Raw genomic sequence first — 17,826 nt, forward strand, 5'->3', positions numbered from 1 at the left:
CCTTGCCGGCCTCAGCACATGCCATGGCCCCGCAATAAAAATGCTCGACCCAATGACAAAGGCGCATCCGAAGATGCGCCTTTGAAGGTCAGACTTACTCCGCCTTAGGCTGTTCGCGCAAACGAATGTGCAGCTCGCGCAACGCTTTGGCATCTACCAGACCTGGCGCCTGAGTCATAACACAGGCAGCGCTCTGGGTTTTCGGGAAGGCAATCACTTCACGAATCGACTGAGCACCAGTCATCAGCATCACCAGACGGTCGAGGCCGAATGCCAAACCACCGTGCGGCGGCGCGCCGTACTTCAGGGCGTCGAGCAGGAAGCCGAACTTCTCTTCTTGCTCTGCCTCATCAATGCCCAACAGGCGGAACACCGCTTGCTGCATTTCTTTGCGATGGATACGGATCGAACCGCCACCCAGCTCAGTGCCGTTCAACACCATGTCGTATGCGCGGGACAGAGCGGTAGCCGGGTTGGCTTCCAGTTCTTCTGGCGAGCATTTTGGTGCGGTGAACGGGTGGTGCAAGGCGCTGAAGCTGCCGTCGTCGTTCTCTTCGAACATCGGGAAGTCGACAACCCACATTGGCGCCCACTCGCAGGTCAGCAGGTTCAGGTCGTTACCCACCTTGATCCGCAGTGCGCCCAGCGCTTCGCTGACGATCTTGGCCTTGTCGGCACCGAAGAACACAATGTCGCCATCGACTGCGCCAACGCGATCCAGGATCACATTGAGGTTAGCTTCAGGGATGTTTTTAACGATCGGCGATTGCAGACCTTCAACACCTTTAGCCCGCTCGTTGACCTTGATGTACGCCAGGCCTTTGGCACCGTAGATGCCAACGAACTTGGTGTAGTCGTCGATCTGCTTGCGCGGCATGCTCGCAGCACCCGGCACACGCAGGGCGGCAATACGGCATTTAGGGTCGTTGGCCGGGCCGCTGAACACCTTGAAATCCACTTCTTTAAGCTGGTCGGCAACGTCAACCAGTTCCAGCGGGTTACGCAGGTCTGGCTTATCGGAACCGTAACGACGCATGGCTTCTTCGAAGGTCATGTGCGGGAATTCACCGAACTCCAGATCCAGCACTTCCTTGAACAGGTTGCGGATCATGCCTTCGGTCAGGCCCATGATGTCTTTTTCGTCGAGGAAGCTGGTCTCGATGTCGATCTGAGTGAACTCAGGCTGACGGTCGGCACGCAGGTCTTCGTCACGGAAGCACTTGGCGATCTGATAGTAACGGTCGAAACCGGCCACCATCAGCAGCTGTTTGAACAGTTGCGGCGACTGCGGCAAGGCGAAGAAAGAACCGGCGTGGGTACGGCTTGGCACCAGGTAGTCACGCGCACCTTCAGGGGTGGCACGGGTCAGGATCGGTGTTTCAACGTCCAGGAAGCCGTTTTCGTCCAGGTAGCGACGAATGCTGGTGGTCATGCGCGAACGCAGACGCAGCTTGTCGAGCATCTCTGGGCGACGCAGGTCGATAAAGCGATAACGCAGGCGGGTTTCTTCGCCAACGTCAGAGAATTCGTTCAATGGGAACGGCGGAGTCTCAGCTTCGTTCAGGACTTCCAGCTCGTAACCCAGCACTTCGATCATGCCCGAGGCCATGTTGGCGTTCACAGCACCGGCCGGACGCAGGCGAACCTTACCGGTCACCTTGACAACGTACTCGCTGCGCACGCGGTCGGCAGCAGCGAAGGTCTCAGCACGATCCGGATCGAACACAACCTGCGCCAGACCATCACGATCACGGATATCGAGGAAAATCACCCCACCGTGGTCACGGCGACGATGAACCCATCCGCAAAGGGTAATTTCCTGGCCTTCCAGGCTTTCGTTCAGTTGGCCGCAATAATGGCTGCGCATCATGGTAGTGGTTTCACTTCTCGTAATTCGTAATTCGGTGGAGGTCTTGCGCACCGTCGGTGCTGGTGTGACTGCAAGATCCCGCTTGTGTTCAGAGGGCTTTCGCTCAACCTCAGTCGGACTTGTCGCCGCCTGCCAGATTCTTTTTCGCGCCCGTCTTGAAGTCTGTTTCATACCAGCCTGTTCCGCTTAGGCGAAAGCCTGGCATGGACAGCAGTTTCTTCAGCTCAGGCGCCTGGCAGGCAGGACAATCAACCAGTGGCGAGTCACTGATCTTTTGGATGGCTTCCAGCTGATGACCACAGGAAGCACATTGGTAATCGTACATGGGCATTGGCGTGTCTCGACAATCCGTTAGCGGCAACCCGTCAGGGGCCACACAGCAAAGCGCGAGATTATATCTGGTAAATCGAGCCAATGCAGCCGCATGAGCAGCCTTAACACCTCAAAGAAAGCCTGAATATTGAAAGATTGCAAGCCACTGAACACTTAATGACGCCCAACACCGCACATCACCCTACCCACATCTGTTCTGGCAGCACGCCCCGGGCAGAGCGACCGCCCTTCATCAGGTGCATCACACAGACCACTCGAATCAGACCGCTGAAATTCTTCACACCACCGTGACGCAAATGAATCTCTCTATCGATATACGACAGTAATGCATTAATTGAGCAATGGTTACACTGGGAAATATCTGACAGCACCTCCCAATAAATCTCTTCTAGCCGCAAGCAGGTCGCAAAACCATTTAACCTGACAGACTTCGACAGTGGCTGAGCCGACCCCATACCAAAGTCCAGAATCACCGGATCAATTCTAGCCCTCTGCAATAAGCGCCCACCACCACCTGCTTGCCGTATTAAACGCCCCATATATAAAAGTCTCCATCACAACGCCTAAGATATAATTAATAGCGATTCAACATGAACACACCCTCATAAAACATTATGCAAAACTTCTTATCCAGCAGACTTAACCCGCATCTCTGTAGGAGCACTCTCGGCAACCATCCTGAATCCGCCCCTCCCTTCCTGCACGGCACTGAAATCAAGCCCCTGCACTGCCGGACCCAGCCGCACGCACACAGCCAGAACCATTGAAATCCTGCATCCCACACATTAAGAGACACCTTGCCTTCACGACAAAAAAAAGACTGAACAACAACGACTCATACCAACTACCACTTCTACTCAGCGATATTTAAACACTACAACCAGATACCTATACGTAATCCTTTATAGGAACTTAACCCACCCCTTAATAACAACCCATTAACTGCGCACACCCTTATTACAGATAACCTACACGTTATAAGCCACACTCAATACTTATCGCTCAACAAAAAAAATCGACCAACGGTCGTTGGCTCTCGGATATTTGCCTCCCATTTTAATTTGGACACGTTCCAATACGACACAAAGAAGTGGACTACAGGGCTCTAGAGCAAGGCCTTCGCCATAAGTACGCATTTTCCGGGCCTTCTCGCGCAAACACTGCGCTCGACATCTCAATACGCTTAATTTGAGAAGGCCCAAGCTTTGCTGTTAAATAGGCAGCGTGTCGCCTTCGCCAAGTCTCTGGCGACGGTGCATAGGCTGATACCACGTGCGTGTCCAGCGCCTCCATTTTTTTCAGAAGCGAACCGCGCGCTATCAGCTCTTCCTTGCGATCCGTCTAAACGTGAGTTAATTGAAATGTTGAAAATCGTTCACCTACTAACGGGCGCAGCTGCTTTGCTGCTGTCCTTCATTCCCAGCCTGCAATCCGACGCTGTCCCTTACCTCCAACACGCTGATGCTCTTTACCTGGCTTTTCTTGGCCTGCTTAACCTGGCACTGGCGCCAGTCATTCCTTACTGGAATAAAGGCCCACGCCATCAACTGCAAAACCTGGTCAGCGCCTTGCTGGTGCTCTCTGTTGTCCTGCAAACCCTCACCCTGTTCGGCCTGCTGCTGCCGATCGGCGACCAACCAGCGATCCTGATCAGCCTGGTACCTGCCGTGATTGCTGTAGCCCTGCACTTGATCGTGAGTTTCTACAAGTCGTCACCTTCGTCCACCGCACAAACCTACGACATGACCAACCGCGATACAGGCACTGTAAAGTGGTTCAACACCTCCAAAGGTTTCGGCTTTATTTCCCGAGATTCCGGCGATGATATTTTTGTCCACTTCCGCGCCATCCGTGGCGAAGGCCACCGTGTATTGGTGGAGGGACAACGTGTTGAGTTCTCGGTGATGAACCGTGACAAAGGCCTGCAAGCTGAAGATGTGATCGCAGCGTTACCGCGCCGCTGATTTCAGCCTGAAAAAAACCGCGAGCAGCCTGGCTGTTTCGCGGTTTTTTTTATGCCTGCTGAAAACTCAGTAGTGCGGTGGCGGCGCCTCGTCCTCAAACGACTCGAATTGCCCGCCCATTTCTTCCTGGCGCTTGAGCAAGGCCGCTATCTGCAGTTGCAGTCGATCAACTGCGTTTTGCTGCGACACCAGCACATCGTTCAATGCCTGAATGGTGTCGTCCTGAAACGCCAGGCGGCTCTCCAGATCCATCACTCGCTCTTCAAGGCTCACTGCTTACCCTCCACAAACGTGAAACCAGCGCCCAGGCCCGCTTTAAGCTTGTCCCGGATCACTTGCACATCAGCCTCACTGTAAGGTTTGGCAGGATGCTTACCCCATACCGGACCTGGCCAGGCCGCATCCGACGCGTACCGGGCAATCACATGCATGTGTAACTGGCTGACCACGTTACCCAATGTGGCCACGTTCATTTTGTCAGCCGTGAAAAGCTCTTTAAGCACGCCAGCCAGCGCTGTGGTTTCAGCCCACATCAATTGCTGATCAGCGTCATCCAATTGAAACAGCTCACTGATACCCTCGCGGCGCGGCACCAAAATGAACCAGGGGTAATTGGAGTCGTTGGAAAGCAACAAGCGGCACAAAGGGAAATCCCCAATCAGCCAGGTATCCTCTTGAAGGCGTGTATCCAAAATGAACACGGGGTGCTCTCCTGTTTAACAAATAATTTAAGCTCGACTCAAGGCCGGGCCAGACCCGCCTGCCCTGCGAGCGTCAGATGTGCAGGATACCCTTGATTGCCTTCAGCATCACACCGCGCTCGCCCCTGGACGCAAGCCGATGGCCAACGGGCGCCGTACCTGCTCCAAGTATTCGCCAGACACTCCTGCACCAAAACGGCACAGACCGAGTGGTTTTAGTGCACCTAAACGTCACCTGCTACCCACACCGGGGTGAAGCGGTAACATTTTGCACATCTTTGGGGCTGCAACGCCGCCTCCGGGTGCATGCAACGCGCCCTTCAAAGCAGGCCAGCGATCACCTCAACCTCGCTAAACCGGGCCTGTCAGCCCGCCAAAAGCCAGATAATTTTTTTTCATGCTCAAAACCTGACTTGAGCATGCTTGTTGCATATACACGGTACAGGTCGACTGGGGCGCGGCAGGGGAGCTGCGACCCGACGATAAATAACAAAAAAGTTGAGCCGTCAAAAAGGGGAGCTTTAATAAGGGGTCAGCAGGCTATTTGGCTGTCTCGTTCAGAAAAACAGCTTGAGCAACATGCGAGGCACGACACATAGCTGCCAAAGAGCGACATGTAGAGTGTATTTCGTGACTTAGCTGTAAAGAAGCTGAAAGCTTTTGAAGGCAACTATAGCCAATAGGGTCGGCGTGATATAAGTTTGCGCCGACACAAAAAGAAAGAGCCGCCCAGATAATAATTCAGGTGGGACGGCAGTACTCTTCCTAAAACCAAAGGAGCAAATCACGATGCGCGTGATGAAGTGGAGCATGATCGCCCTGGCTGTTTCAGCCGGAACTACACAGTTCGCAATGGCTTCGTCCCAGGACGATTCCAAAGGTTTTATTGAAGACAGCACGCTGACTTCCAAAACTCGCATGTTGTACATGAACCGTGACTTCAAAAACGGCGCTGGCAACATTGCCAAGCCAGGTGGCGGCTACAAAAGCGGTTACCGTGAAGATTGGGGTCTGAGCGAACTGCTCAACTACTCTTCGGGCTTCACCCAAGGCACCATCGGTGTCGGTGTTGATGCATTCGCCATGGGCACCCTGCGCCTGGACGGCGGTGCCGGTCGTCAAGGCAACGGCCTGTTCGCTTCCAAGAGCGATGGTTCGCCAGAAGACACTCAATCCAAGGCCGGCGGCGCTATCAAATTCCGCCTGTCCGACACCGTCCTGAAGTACGGCAACCAGTTCGTTGCAAGCCCGGTTTTCTCTACCGATGACAGCCGTTTGCTGCCTGAAGTGGCGACCGGTACTTTGATTACTTCCCACGAAATCAAAGGCTTGGAACTGAGCGCAGGTCGCTTCACCGCCATCAGCTCGCAGACCGGCATGTACCATGACAGCCTGCACCTGCCAGCAGCCAACATCGCCGGCGCGACCTATCAGTTCACCGACAACTTCGTCGGCGGCCTGGCAGCGTCGGACGTTGATGACTACTTCAAGAAGCAGTACATCAACCTGAACTACACCTTCCCGATCGACGATTCTCAAGCCCTGAACTTCGACTTCAACGGCTACAGAACCTCGAGCCAAGGCCAGGAACTGGCAGGCAACGTTGACAACAAAATCTGGAGCTTGGCAGCGGCCTACAGCATCGGCGCTCACAAGTTCACCCTGGCTCACCAGCGCTCTACCGGTGACAGCGGTTACTACTACGGCGTAGACGGCGGCGGCACCATTTTCCTCGCCAACTCCGTGCAATACTCCGACTTTAACGGCAGAGACGAGCGTTCATGGCAGGCTCGCTACGACCTGAACATGGCCACCTATGGCGTGCCAGGCCTGAGCTTCATGGCTCGCTACGTTAAAGGCGACAACATCAACACCGACACGGGCGAAGGTAAAGAACACGAGTTCAACTTCGAGAGCAAATACGTGATGCAAGAAGGCCCGGCCAAAGACCTGTCCTTCCGCCTGCGTAGCGCTGTTTACCGCAACAACGGTAACTACCACGCAGACAGCGGCAACACTGACAACAACGATGTTCGTATCATCGTTGAATACCCACTGAACATCTTGTAATAACCGCCTTCGGGCAGTCATTACCCGCATTGTTCAGTAAAACCCCGCATCTATTCAGGTGCGGGGTTTTTTATTGCCTGCGGATTACGCTTATATATAGGAAGCTAACTAACAAGCATAAATGCAAGCAATTATCACTCACTCAAAGCTGACTTCCGAGTCCATCTTCAGATATGTCTTACACACCCCAGAAACAATTAAAGGGACCGAAGTCCCTTTAATTGTTTTTGTGCCTATTAAATAGCTGACTATCGAATTAACAATTAGCCCGCAGACACTTCCTGCACAACGCGAACGACCCGTTGCGGAAACGGAATATCAACACCCTGCGCTTTTAAGCGGTCGCGGGCATGTTCGTTAAACATGAACAAGACATCCCAGTAGTTGGGCGTATCAACCCACACACGCAGCGACATGGTGATTGCACTGTCGCCCAAGGCGGTCACAACCACGGCTGGCGCTGGCTCTTTCAGCACCCGAGGGTCGTCAGCCAGGGCCAGCAAGACCTCACGCACCTTCTGCAAATCTGCCTCGTAATCGACACCCACATCAAACACCACCTTGCGCGTCGGCTGCCGGCTGTAATTGGTGATGACGCCGTTGGACAGGTTGCCGTTGGGCACGATAACGGTTTTGTTGTCACTGGTGCGCAGCACCGTGTGGAAAATTTGAATGCTGTCGACGGTCCCGCTCACGCTTTGCGCTTCGATCCAGTCACCGATTTTGAACGGGCGGAACAGCAAAATCAGCACCCCACCCGCAAAGTTGGCAAGACTGCCCTTCAACGCCAGGCCAACGGCCAAGCTAGCAGCACCGATTGCAGCCACAAATGAGGTTGTCTGGATGCCAATCATCGAGGCGACGCTGACCACCAGCAACACCTTGAGAATGATATTAACCAGGGTACTGATAAAGCCTTGCAGCGCCAGATCAGCCTTGCGCACTGCCAGCAACTGCCTCAACTTGCCAGTTAGCCGATTAACCAACCACCAGCCAACACCCAGCGTGATAAGCGCCAGCAACACACGACTACCGTATTCCATAATCATTGGAAGCCAGGCCTGCGAGGTCTTGACCAGGTGATCAATTTCCGCGTTCAGATCCATTTATCTCTCCTAATACCGATATCCGGTGACGTTGTTCAGGCTCTGTACCCGATATGTCCATGCTCAGTGATGCTTCAGGCCGTCGCCGCACCTAAGCTTCACTCGAAGACATGTCGTACAGACCCAAACGATTGAACGCTCACGCTCAATCGTTTAAGCCGCGCCCAGGAAAATCGGACGTCGATGATCGCCACAGGTTCCCTGGCCGTGATCAGTCGCGGAAGTTATTGAACTGCAGCGGCATGTCAAACGTCTTGGCACGCAGGGCTGCAATGGCTTCTTGCAGGTCATCACGCTTCTTGCCGGTGATACGAACCTGCTCACCCTGAATGGCTGCCTGCACCTTCAACTTGGCGTCTTTGACGTGAGCAACGATCTTTTTCGCCAGCTCTTTATCAATGCCTTCCTTAAGCACCGCCTCTTGCTTCATCAGCTTGCCCGATGCGTAAGCATCCTTGACTTCAAGGCACTGCACGTCGATTTTGCGCTTGACCAATGCCAGCTTGAGGATCTCAATCATGGCTTCGAGCTGAAAATCCGCCTCGGCGGTCAGATTCACCGTAAGGTCTTTTTCTTTGAACTCAAAGCTGCCTTTGCCTTTGAGGTCATAACGACGGTCCAGCTCCTTGACGGCGTTCTCGACTGCGTTGGTGACTTCGTGTTTGTCCAGTTCGGATACCACGTCGAACGACGGCATGTAATTTCTCCACTCTTTAAAGGGCGCGCACAACACAGATGGAGCGCGCCTGACCTGACAGTTAAAATGCGCGGGCATTATAGCGGTTCTTCCACGTCATTCACTTGCGAGCACACATGCCACCTTTTAACTGCAGATCTGCCCCTACTCGCTGGCACATTCTGGGCGCCGGCAGCATGGGCACACTGTGGGCCGCCCGGCTGGCGAGAGCGGGGTTGCCGGTTACATTGATCGTGCGCAACGCAGCGCGCCTGCACGCCTACGAAGCCGCCCACGGCTTAACTCTAGTTGAAGGCGAGCAAACCCACCTGCTGCCCGTCACCGCTCAGTTGCCTGAGGCTGACGAGCCGATCGAGCGTTTGCTGGTCACCTGCAAGGCGTATGACGCCGAACTCGCCATCGCGCAGATTGACCACCGGCTTCAACCCGGTGCCGATGTGGTGCTGTTGCAAAATGGCCTTGGCAGCCAACAGGCGGTGGCGGCCAGCGTGCCCCAGGTACGCTGCATTTTTGCCTCCAGCACAGAAGGCGCATTTCGTGAGAGCGACTGGCGCGTGGTCTTTGCCGGAGCGGGCCACACCTGGCTGGGCGATACCCGTCAGGGCGAAGCACCGCACTGGCTCGAAGACCTCCAACGCAGCCACATCGCCCACGAATGGAGCCCGACGATTCTCAGCCGCTTGTGGCGAAAGCTGGCGCTGAACTGTGCGATCAATCCGCTGACGGTACTGTACAACTGCCGAAATGGCGGTTTGCAGGCGCACCGCGCCGAGGTCGACACCCTGTGTGACGAGTTGGCTGCCTTGCTTAAGCGCTGCGACCAGGCCGAAGCGGCAGACAATTTGAATGCCGAAGTACATCGAGTGATTCAGGCCACGGCTAACAACTACTCTTCAATGCACCAGGATGTCGCCCAAGGCCGGCGCACCGAAATCAGCTACTTGCTGGGTTACGCCTGCGAAGCCGCACACCAGCGACAGTTCGCCGCACCGCAATTACACGACCTGCATCAGCGACTTATCGACCACCTGAAGCAGCGCGGATTGCCCTGCAACTGAGGCCCGCGCTACCCTGCGACTTCGTTCTTCTTTATGCGGTCATTGTGATGCCCTTGCGCCAGCGCCTCGAAAACCTTCCGGTCGGCCAGAAGTTGCTGGCCGCCCTCCTCGTCCTGCTGGCGACCGTACTGGTGGTGGCCAACTTGACCTTCATCACCGCCGCGTACTGGATTTCACACGAAAGCACCGCCCCGCAGGCCTTGCAAACCCTGGGGCGGCTGGCGTCCAACCCCAATCTGATCCTTGAATCTCTGGACTCTGCGCAACAGGCTGATGCGCTGCTCGATGAAATAGGCAGCTACGCGCCCCTGCGCGCGGCGGCCATTTACGACAGCTCAGGGCATTTGCTGGCACAACTGCAACATGGCGAGCACCTGCCACTGCCCGAGCACTACCGCCAGCTTGAAGCCTGGAGCCTGACCGAGCTGCGCAGCCATTTGATTACGCGCTTGCACCACGGCGACAAACCCGCAGGGCACTTGTTGCTGATCGCCAGCAGCGAATTACCCGCCGCGTTTTACACCGGCACACTCACCGCGAGCCTGGGGATTTTGATCTTCAGCATTTTGCTGTGGCTGGTAGTTTCACGGCAAATCAAGCGGCTGATCACCCACCCCATCCATCGCCTTGAAGAGCTCTCGCGCCAGGTCACCCGCGAAGAAAACTACGCCTTGCGCGCAGCACCGGGCAATCACGATGAAATCGGCAGCCTGGCGGAAGCATTCAACACCATGCTGTCGCGTATCGAAGCACGCGAACACGAGCTAAAACGCGCCCGCGACGAGGCACAAGCGGCTTACGACCAGGCCCAGACCCTGGCCGAAGAAACACGCCACACCAACCGCAAGCTGGAGCTTGAGGTACAGGTTCGGAGCAAAATCGAGAAAAAATTGACGGGGTTCCAAAACTACCTCAACAACATCATCGACTCGATGCCCTCCGCCCTGATTGCGCTGGACGACCAGCTCTACGTCACCCAGTGGAACCAGGAAGCCAGCGCCCTGTCCGGTACGAAACTGGATGAGGCCATGAACCAGCCGATCTACCTTGTCTTCGAACCGCTCAAACCCTTTTTGCCGCAGCTTAAAGACACCATCGAAACCCATCGCGTGGCCAAGATCGAACGGGTGACCTGGACCCAGAACGACGAAGTCCGCCACTATGCCCTGACTTTTTACCCGCTGACCGGCAGCAGCGGGCGCGGCGTGGTAATCCGGATCGACGACATTACCCAGCGCTTGTCACTGGAAGACATGATGGTGCAGTCGGAGAAAATGCTCTCGGTGGGCGGACTTGCGGCCGGCATGGCCCACGAAATCAACAACCCCCTGGGGGCGATTCTGCACAACGTGCAAAACATTCGCCGACGCTTGTCCAGTGACCTGCCGAAAAACCTGGAAGTTGCCGAACAGACCGGCATTACCCTGGATGCAATCAGCCACTACTTGCAGGCCCGCGAAGTGCCGCAGTTGCTCGACGGCATACAGCAGGCTGGCGCCCGTGCTGCAAAAATCGTCACCCACATGCTCAGCTTCAGCCGCCGCAGCAACCGGCAAATGAGTCCGTGCGATTTATCGGCGTTGATTGATCAGGCGGTAGACATTGCCAGCAATGACTTTGACCTGGCCCTGGGTTTCGACTTCAGGGGCCACGACATTGTTCGCCAGTTCGACCCCGAGCTGGGGCCCGTGCCCGGCATCCCCAACGAACTGGAGCAAGTGCTGCTCAACCTGCTGAAAAACGCAGCCCAGGCCATTCATCAGCGCCCCGTCAACACCGAGCCCGGGCGCATCATTTTGCGTACAAAACTCAACCCGCCCTGGGCGGAAATCCAGGTGGAAGACAACGGCGTCGGCATGCCCGAACAGGTGCGCAAACGCATCTTCGAACCGTTTTTCACCACCAAAGAGGTCGGCCAAGGCACCGGGCTTGGCCTGTCCGTTTCGTACTTTATTGTCACCAACAACCATAAAGGGCAGATGGAAGTGCACTCCACATTAGGCCAGGGCACCTGCTTTACCCTACGCCTGCCGCTGGCGGGCAACCTGCTGCCTTCTCACGAATCAACCACCGTGGAGCTGTAAACATGGGTTTTCGCTTGTCAAAAATCTACACCCGCACTGGCGACAAAGGCGAAACAGGCCTGGGCGACGGCCGACGTGTGCCCAAGGATCACCCGCGGGTAGAAGCCATCGGCGAAGTCGACACGCTCAACAGCCAACTGGGCCTGCTGCTGGCCGGGCTCAGCGCCCACAGCGTCGAGTGTTCGGGGCTAAATGAGGTGATTGAAGTGCTTGAACCTTGCCAGCATCGACTGTTCGACCTGGGTGGCGAACTGGCCATGCCGGTGTATCAGGTGCTCAACAGCGCTGAAGTCGAGCGTTTAGAGGCGGCGATTGACCGCTGGAACGAAGAGTTGGGCCCACTGGAAAACTTCATCCTGCCTGGCGGCTCCACCCTGATCGCCCAAGCCCACATCTGCCGCAGCCTGGCCCGCAGCGCCGAACGCCGCTGCCAGCAACTCAATGCTCTGGAACCATTGGCGGGGGTGGGTCTGGCCTACATCAACAGGCTGTCAGACCTGCTGTTCGTGGCCGCGCGTTTGATTGCCAAACGCCAGGGGATAGCCGAGATCTTGTGGCAGGCGGCAGCCAAGCCCGCCTGAGGCACGTGCGCCTACAAAAATCACACTCACCTGTAGGAGCGAGCTTGCCTCGCGATCTTTTGACCTTCAACACTCATCGGGTAGGAGCTGACGAGGTACGAAGGCTGCGATCATTTCACGACCGCTTCGCACCCGATCGCAGCCTTCGTACCTCGGCAGCGACTACAGAGATCACGCCCCCCGTCGCTTCAACGCCGCACTGAGGTCTATTCCTGCGGCCAGAACGCGCGTATACCGGCAACGCCCTGTGCGCCGATGTTCCATGCTTGCTGGCAATCGTCCGGCCCCAACCCGCCCAGCAAAAACACCGGCTTGTTGAAGTTGGCGATCAACGCCTGCGCCTGCTCCCAGCCCAAAGGCTGTGTATCCGGGTGGGTCTGGGTTGGCAATACCGGCGACAGGGTCACAAAATCCACGTCCATCTGCTCAGCCAACGCCAGTTCTTCTGCGTTATGGCACGAAGCTGCCAACCAGCGCTCTTTTGCCAACGGCCGGCCCTTGGCGGCGTATTTGCGCAATTGCGCCGCGGTTAAATGCCAACCCGCCGAAGGAAAATCCCCCAACCATTCCAGCGGACCTTTAAGCATCAGTTGCGCCTTGCCGGCACACAACCCGGCCGCATCCACCGCCAAATCGCGGTACTTGGGGTCGTAACCATTGGGCGCACGCAATGAAACCAGCTTGATACCGCCTGCAATGGCCTTCTGCAAACCGCGCAACAACTCCGGCGTTTCCAGCCCGTCCGGGGTGATCAGGTATTGATCCGGCAAACGCGCAGCCGCCACTATCGGCTGATTCGCCGCCGGGAACTCATAACTGGCCAAGTCTCGCGCCGAAGCCCACGCCAATGGCTGACCTTCTGCACCATGAGGCTCGCCCGTGAATTGCGAAACTTCCCAAACATCAAGCAGAACCTGCTTGTCCGGGTAATCATGCTGAACCTTGATCAACGGTCGCGCAGCGCTCACCGTAATCCCCAGTTCTTCTTGCAGCTCACGATTCAACGCAGCCTCGACCGACTCCCCTGCCTCGACCTTGCCACCAGGGAACTCCCAGAGCCCGCCTTGATGCTGAGTATCAGCGCGACGGGCAATCAGTACCTTGCCGCCCTCGCCACGGATAACGGCCGCAGCCACATGAATTCGTTTCACCCTTGTGCTTCCTCTAATCCGGCCTGTTGCCAGGCTTTAAACGCCAAACCTTGGTATCTACCCGCACCAACGTTCTACGCGAGCATGGCCTGCATGCTCGCGTAGAGCAGTGATCAGGTACGGTATTCAGCGTTGATTTTCACGTACTCGTGGGACAAGTCTGTGGTCCAGATGGTTTCGCTGGCGGTGCCGCGACCCAATTCGATGCGAATGGTGATTTCTTCGCGAGCCATCACCGCCGAGCCCTGCTCTTCGGTGTAAGTGGCCGCACGTGCGCCGCCGCTGGCAATGCACACTTCGCCGAGGAACACGTCGATTTTGCTCACGTCCAGGTCCGGCACACCGGCACGCCCAACGGCCGCCAAAATACGGCCCCAGTTCGGGTCAGAGGCAAACAGCGCAGTCTTGATCAACGGCGAGTGAGCCACGGTGTAACCGACGTCCAGGCATTCCTGGTGGTTGCCGCCGCCATTCACTTCAACGGTGACGAACTTGGTCGCGCCTTCGCCGTCACGCACGATGGCCTGGGCCACGTCCATGCACACTTCAAACACCGCCTGCTTCAAGGCTGCGAACAGCGGGCCGCTGGCTTCGGTGATTTCTGGCAGGTTGGCTTTGCCGGTGGCAATCAGCATGCAGCAATCGTTGGTCGAGGTGTCGCCATCGATGGTGATGCGGTTGAACGACTTGTTGGCACCGTCAAGCAACAGGTTTTGCAGGACGTCGCGGGACACTTTGGCGTCGGTCGCAATGTAACCCAGCATGGTGGCCATGTTCGGACGAATCATGCCCGCACCTTTGCTGATGCCGGTGACGGTGATGGTCACGCCTTCATGCTCAAACTGACGGCTCGCCCCTTTAGGCAAGGTGTCTGTGGTCATGATGCCGGTGGCCGCTTCGGCCCAATGGTTCTCCGACAGGTCGTCCAGCGCGGCTTGCAAAGCACCTTCGATTTTCTCAACCGGTAGCGGCTCGCCGATCACACCGGTGGAATACGGCAGCACAGCGCTGGCATCCACACCCGTCAGTTCAGCCAGCTTGGCGCAGGTGCGTGTGGCCGCGATCAGGCCCGGCTCACCGGTACCGGCGTTGGCATTGCCAGTGTTGGTCAGCAGGTAGCGCACTGGCCCCTGAACACGTTGCTTGGCCAAAATCACCGGCGCGGCACAAAAAGCATTCAAGGTGAACACGCCAGCGACGTTCGAGCCTTCAGCGCAGCGCATGACCACGACATCCTTACGCCCGGGACGCTTGATACCGGCGCTAGAAATACCCAGCTCAAAACCGGCCACCGGGTGCAAAACAGGCAAAGGACCAAGACCAACAGCCATGACGCGCTCCTACATAGAGATGACAGTTCCGCCAATGGGCGGGAATTCAATGGTAAAACGCCGCGACGGCTAAAGCCGGTCGCGGCGCAGGTGTTTCAGCAAATGAAGCGGGCTTTAGTTGATTTGCCCGTGACAGTGCTTGTATTTCTTGCCCGAGCCGCAGTAGCACAGCTCGTTGCGGCCAAGCTTCTGGTCATTACGGACCGGCTCGGACGACGTGTCGATGTCGGCGATGTCTGCACCTTCAAGCACTTGGGCCATGGCATCAGGCTGATCAAGGCCTGGCGCTTCGGCGTGCTGGAACTGCATGCGCGAAGCCAGCTCTTCAGCTTCTTGACGCAGACGGGCTTCTTCTTCAACCGGGTCTTCGCGACGAACCTGTACATGGGACAGTACACGGATCGAATCACGCTTGATCGAATCAAGCAGCTCGGAGAACAGGTTGTACGACTCGCGCTTGTACTCTTGCTTCGGGTTCTTCTGCGCATAGCCGCGCAAGTGGATACCGTGGCGCAAGTGGTCCATGGTCGACAGGTGGTCTTTCCACAGGTCGTCCAGAACACGCAGCACAATTTGCTTCTCGAACGTGCGCAGGGCTTGCGCGCTGGCCTGTTCTTCTTTCTCGTTGTACGACGCCAGCAGCTCGTTCAGCAGCTTCTCGCGCAGGGTTTCTTCGTACAGGTGATCGTCTTCGTCGAGCCATTGCTGGATCGGCAGTTTCACCCCGAAGCCGCTTTCGATGGCGGCTTCAAGACCGGCAATGTCCCACTGTTCAGGCAACGATTGCGGCGGGATGTGCGCGCTGACCGTGCTGTCGAGAACGTCCTTGCGGAAGTCGGCAATGGTTTCGCCGATGTTTTCAGCCGCCAGCAACGTGTTACGCATGTGATAAATCACTTTACGCTGTTCGTTGTTAACGTCATCGAACTCCAGCAATTGCTTACGGATATCGAAGTTGCGACCTTCAACCTTGCGCTGAGCCTTTTCGATTGCGTTGGTCACCATGCGGTGCTCAATCGCTTCGCCAGACTGCATGCCCAGGGCCTTCATGAAGTTCTTCACTCGATCAGAAGCGAAGATACGCATCAGGCTGTCTTCCAGCGACAGGTAGAAGCGGCTGGAACCGGTATCACCCTGACGACCGGCACGACCACGCAACTGGTTGTCGATACGGCGCGATTCATGGCGCTCGGAAGCGATGACATGCAGACCACCCGACTCCAGCACTTGCTGGTGACGTTTTTGCCAATCGGCTTTGATCTGGGCAATTTGCTCTGGCGTCGGGTTCTCGAGCGAAGCCACTTCGACTTCCCAGTTACCGCCCAACAGGATGTCGGTACCACGACCGGCCATGTTGGTGGCGATGGTCAGTGCGCCCGGACGACCGGCCTGTGCAATGATTTCAGCTTCTTTTTCGTGGAACTTGGCGTTCAGTACCTTGTGCTCGATGCCTTCCTGCTTCAGCAGGTTGGACATGTGCTCAGAGGTTTCGATGGTGGCAGTACCGACCAGTACCGGGCGGCCTTTCTCCATGCAGTCCTTGATGTCGGCCACGATGGCGGCGTACTTCTCGTCTGCGGTCAGGAACACCAGGTCGTTGTAGTCTTTACGCGCCAGCGGCTTGTTCGGCGGGATAACCATCACCGACAGACCGTAGATCTGGTGGAATTCGAACGCTTCGGTGTCTGCCGTACCGGTCATGCCGGACAGCTTGTTGTACAGACGGAAGTAGTTCTGGAAGGTTGTCGATGCCAGGGTCTGGCTCTCTGCCTGAATGTTCAGGCCTTCCTTCGCTTCAATCGCCTGGTGCAGGCCTTCGGACAGACGACGACCCGGCATGGTACGGCCGGTGTGTTCGTCGACCAGCAATACCTGACCGTCTTCAACGATGTATTCGATGTTGCGATGGAACAGCTTGTGAGCGCGCAGAGCAGCGTACACGTGGGTCAACAGGCCCAGGTTGTGCGCCGAGTACAGGCTTTCGCCTTCGGCCAGCAGACCGATCTGGGTCAGCATGTCTTCTACAAACTGGTGGCCGGATTCGTTCAGCTCGACCTGGCGGGTCTTCTCATCGATGGTGTAGTGACCAGGCTTGGTGACCTCGCCTTCCACTTCTTCGATGTGCTGTTCAAGACGCGGGATCAGCTTGTTGATTTCGGTGTACAGCTTGGAGCTGTCTTCGGCCTGACCCGAGATGATCAGCGGCGTACGCGCTTCGTCGATCAGGATGGAGTCGACTTCGTCGATGACAGCGAAATTTAGCTCGCGCTGGAATTTTTCTTCCATGCTGAAAGCCATGTTGTCGCGCAGGTAATCGAAGCCAAACTCGTTGTTGGTCCCGTAGGTGATGTCGGCGGCGTAGGCTTCACGCTTTTCCTGTGGTGGCTGGAAAGGTGTAACCACACCGACCGAAAGCCCCAGGAACTCATAGAGCGGGCGCATCCAGTTGGCATCTCGACGTGCCAGGTAGTCGTTCACGGTGACCACGTGCACGCCCTTGCCGGACAATGCATTGAGGTAAACACCCAAGGTTGCTACCAGGGTTTTACCTTCACCGGTACGCATTTCTGCGATCTTGCCTTCGTGCAAGGTCATGCCACCGATCAGCTGTACGTCAAAGTGACGCATGCCCATGATGCGCTTACCGGCTTCACGGCAGACCGCGAACGCTTCAGGCAACAATTGATCGAGGGTCTCACCTTTAGCTATGCGGGCCTTGAACTCTTCGGTCTTGGCGCGCAATTGCTCATCACTCAGAGCAACCATTTGCTCTTCGAAGGCATTAACGACCTGTACCGTCTTGAGCATGCGTTTAACTTCGCGCTCGTTCTTGCTTCCAAAAAGTTTCTTTAACAAAGGCGCAAACATATCGGCAGGATC

At 56.3% G+C, this 17,826-nt stretch carries 15 protein-coding genes; 5 read left to right on the plus strand and 10 right to left on the minus strand.

Features of this window, described 5'->3' with window-relative positions:
• Positions 1 to 94: 94 nt before the first annotated feature.
• From aspS to GHO41_RS09685, 3 genes are all read right to left on the minus strand, one after another.
• Positions 95 to 1,870, minus strand: coding sequence for an aspartate--tRNA ligase (gene aspS, locus GHO41_RS09675; RefSeq protein ID WP_048370563.1), 1,776 nt, complete (start codon positions 1,868 to 1,870; stop codon positions 95 to 97).
• A gap of 109 nt (positions 1,871 to 1,979) precedes the next feature.
• Positions 1,980 to 2,201 (minus strand): FmdB family zinc ribbon protein, encoded by a 222-nt coding sequence (locus GHO41_RS09680; protein ID WP_048370564.1) that lies wholly within the window; start codon positions 2,199 to 2,201, stop codon positions 1,980 to 1,982.
• Between the two features lie 178 nt (positions 2,202 to 2,379).
• Positions 2,380 to 2,742 (minus strand): ribbon-helix-helix domain-containing protein, encoded by a 363-nt coding sequence (locus GHO41_RS09685; RefSeq protein WP_048370565.1) that lies wholly within the window; start codon positions 2,740 to 2,742, stop codon positions 2,380 to 2,382.
• Between the two features lie 822 nt (positions 2,743 to 3,564).
• On the opposite strand from GHO41_RS09685, the gene GHO41_RS30545 reads away from it, so the two are divergent.
• Positions 3,565 to 4,167 (plus strand): cold-shock protein, encoded by a 603-nt coding sequence (locus GHO41_RS30545; RefSeq protein WP_048370568.1) that lies wholly within the window; start codon positions 3,565 to 3,567, stop codon positions 4,165 to 4,167.
• Between the two features lie 66 nt (positions 4,168 to 4,233).
• Here GHO41_RS30545 and GHO41_RS09695 read toward each other — a convergent pair whose 3' ends face one another.
• Together GHO41_RS09695 and GHO41_RS09700 are read right to left on the minus strand one after the other, a co-directional pair.
• Positions 4,234 to 4,440, minus strand: a complete 207-nt coding sequence (locus GHO41_RS09695; protein ID WP_048370570.1) for a SlyX family protein — start codon at positions 4,438 to 4,440, stop codon at positions 4,234 to 4,236.
• The gene (locus GHO41_RS09700; RefSeq protein WP_048370571.1) at positions 4,437 to 4,868 is read right to left on the minus strand and encodes an HIT domain-containing protein; all 432 of its coding nucleotides are present in this window, start codon (positions 4,866 to 4,868) and stop codon (positions 4,437 to 4,439) included. The genes GHO41_RS09695 and GHO41_RS09700 overlap by 4 nt, the downstream gene beginning before the upstream one ends.
• 789 nt (positions 4,869 to 5,657) lie before the next feature.
• On the opposite strand from GHO41_RS09700, the gene GHO41_RS09705 reads away from it, so the two are divergent.
• On the plus strand, positions 5,658 to 6,938 hold the full coding sequence (locus tag GHO41_RS09705; protein ID WP_048370573.1) for an OprD family porin: 1,281 nt from the start codon (positions 5,658 to 5,660) through the stop codon (positions 6,936 to 6,938).
• 263 nt (positions 6,939 to 7,201) lie between these two features.
• On the opposite strand, the gene GHO41_RS09710 is transcribed toward GHO41_RS09705, so the two are convergent.
• Positions 7,202 to 8,044 (minus strand): mechanosensitive ion channel family protein, encoded by an 843-nt coding sequence (locus tag GHO41_RS09710; protein WP_153329542.1) that lies wholly within the window; start codon positions 8,042 to 8,044, stop codon positions 7,202 to 7,204.
• A 211-nt stretch (positions 8,045 to 8,255) separates the two neighbouring features.
• A complete protein-coding gene (locus GHO41_RS09715) occupies positions 8,256 to 8,741 on the minus strand; it encodes a YajQ family cyclic di-GMP-binding protein (protein WP_018926510.1) in 486 nt (161 codons plus the stop codon).
• A gap of 176 nt (positions 8,742 to 8,917) precedes the next feature.
• Here GHO41_RS09715 and GHO41_RS09720 point away from each other — a divergent pair, with 176 nt between their 5' ends.
• From GHO41_RS09720 to GHO41_RS09730, 3 genes are read left to right on the plus strand one after another with little or no spacing between them, the layout of a single operon-like run.
• Positions 8,918 to 9,799, plus strand: a complete 882-nt coding sequence (locus GHO41_RS09720; RefSeq protein WP_256678707.1) for a putative 2-dehydropantoate 2-reductase — start codon at positions 8,918 to 8,920, stop codon at positions 9,797 to 9,799.
• A gap of 47 nt (positions 9,800 to 9,846) precedes the next feature.
• The gene (locus GHO41_RS09725; protein ID WP_153433437.1) at positions 9,847 to 11,883 is read left to right on the plus strand and encodes an ATP-binding protein; all 2,037 of its coding nucleotides are present in this window, start codon (positions 9,847 to 9,849) and stop codon (positions 11,881 to 11,883) included.
• Between the two features lie 2 nt (positions 11,884 to 11,885).
• Positions 11,886 to 12,464, plus strand: coding sequence for a cob(I)yrinic acid a,c-diamide adenosyltransferase (locus GHO41_RS09730; protein WP_153433438.1), 579 nt, complete (start codon positions 11,886 to 11,888; stop codon positions 12,462 to 12,464).
• 206 nt (positions 12,465 to 12,670) lie between these two features.
• Here GHO41_RS09730 and GHO41_RS09735 read toward each other — a convergent pair whose 3' ends face one another.
• The 3 genes from GHO41_RS09735 to secA all read right to left on the minus strand — a co-directional run bounded on the left by GHO41_RS09735 (position 12,671) and on the right by secA (position 17,814).
• Positions 12,671 to 13,615 carry a Nudix family hydrolase gene (locus GHO41_RS09735; RefSeq protein ID WP_178109980.1) on the minus strand — a complete coding sequence of 315 codons (945 nt, stop codon included), beginning with the start codon at positions 13,613 to 13,615 and terminating at the stop codon, positions 12,671 to 12,673.
• Positions 13,616 to 13,728: 113 nt separating this feature from the next.
• Positions 13,729 to 14,946, minus strand: coding sequence for a bifunctional glutamate N-acetyltransferase/amino-acid acetyltransferase ArgJ (gene argJ, locus GHO41_RS09740; protein WP_048370587.1), 1,218 nt, complete (start codon positions 14,944 to 14,946; stop codon positions 13,729 to 13,731).
• A 114-nt stretch (positions 14,947 to 15,060) separates the two neighbouring features.
• Positions 15,061 to 17,814 (minus strand): preprotein translocase subunit SecA, encoded by a 2,754-nt coding sequence (gene secA / locus GHO41_RS09745; RefSeq protein WP_048390720.1) that lies wholly within the window; start codon positions 17,812 to 17,814, stop codon positions 15,061 to 15,063.
• Positions 17,815 to 17,826: the final 12 nt, after the last annotated feature.

The sequence above is a fragment of the Pseudomonas sp. FSL R10-0399 genome (genome assembly GCF_009600165.1).
Taxonomy (GTDB): Bacteria; Pseudomonadota; Gammaproteobacteria; order Pseudomonadales; family Pseudomonadaceae; genus Aquipseudomonas; species Aquipseudomonas helleri.